At 71.0% G+C, this 924-nt stretch carries 1 protein-coding gene; it reads left to right on the top strand.

The window, feature by feature from the left end; all coding sequences use genetic code 11:
- Positions 1-924, top strand: a 924-nt coding sequence (locus HG543_RS53855; RefSeq protein ID WP_169352703.1) for an AMP-binding protein, incomplete at both ends; no start/stop codon positions are given.

Raw genomic sequence — 924 nt, 5'->3', positions numbered from 1 at the left:
CCGGAGAGGGGACCGCGCTGACGCGCGGCGAGCTGTACTCACGCGCCCGTCGCATCGGCGCGGCGCTCCAGCAGATGGCTCCCGCGGGCGAGCGCGCGGTGCTGCTGTATCCGCCCGGCGCCGACTACCTCGTCGGCTTCTTCGGGTGCCTGTTCTCGGGACTGGTGGCGGTGCCGGCCTATCCGCCGGACCCGGCGCGGCTGGAGCGTACGCTGCCGAGGTTGCGCGCCATCATCGACGACTCGCGCGCGACGGTGGTGCTCACCACCTCCTTCATCGCGTCCATGGTGGAGGTGCTCTTCGAGAGCGCGCCGGACCTGAAGGCGCTGCGCTGGGTGGCCACCGACACGCTGGAGGCCGATGAGTCGGCGTGGCGCAAGCCGGCGGTGACGGCCGAGTCGCTGGCCTTCCTGCAGTACACGTCGGGCTCCACGGGCTCGCCCAAGGGCGTGCTGCTGAGCCACTCCAACCTGCTGCACAACCTGGGGCTGATTCAGGGTGCCTTCGCCACGCGCGACGACAGCGTGGGCGTCATCTGGCTGCCGCCGTACCACGACATGGGGCTCATCGGCGGCATCCTGGTGCCGCTGGCGCAGGGCTTCCACACGGCGCTGCTGTCACCGCTGGAGTTCCTGAAGCGGCCGCGCTTGTGGCTGGAGACGCTGACGAAGCTGGGCGGCACCATCAGCGGTGGACCCAACTTCGCCTTCGAGCTGTGCGTGCGGCGCATTCCGCCCGCGGAGCGCGAGGGACTGGATTTGAGCCGCTGGGAGGTGGCCTTCTGCGGCGCGGAGCCCATTCGCGCCGAGACGCTGGAGCGCTTCACGGAGGCCTTTGCCCCCTGGGGCTTCCGGCGCGAGGCCTTCTACCCGTGCTACGGGCTGGCGGAGGCGACGCTCATCGTCTCCGGCGGAGAGAAGGGCG

The organism is Pyxidicoccus fallax, assembly GCF_012933655.1.
Lineage (GTDB): Bacteria > Myxococcota > Myxococcia > Myxococcales > Myxococcaceae > Myxococcus > Myxococcus fallax.
The sequence above is the reverse complement of the archived record's forward strand: the minus strand, read 5'-3'. Positions and strand labels throughout refer to the sequence as shown.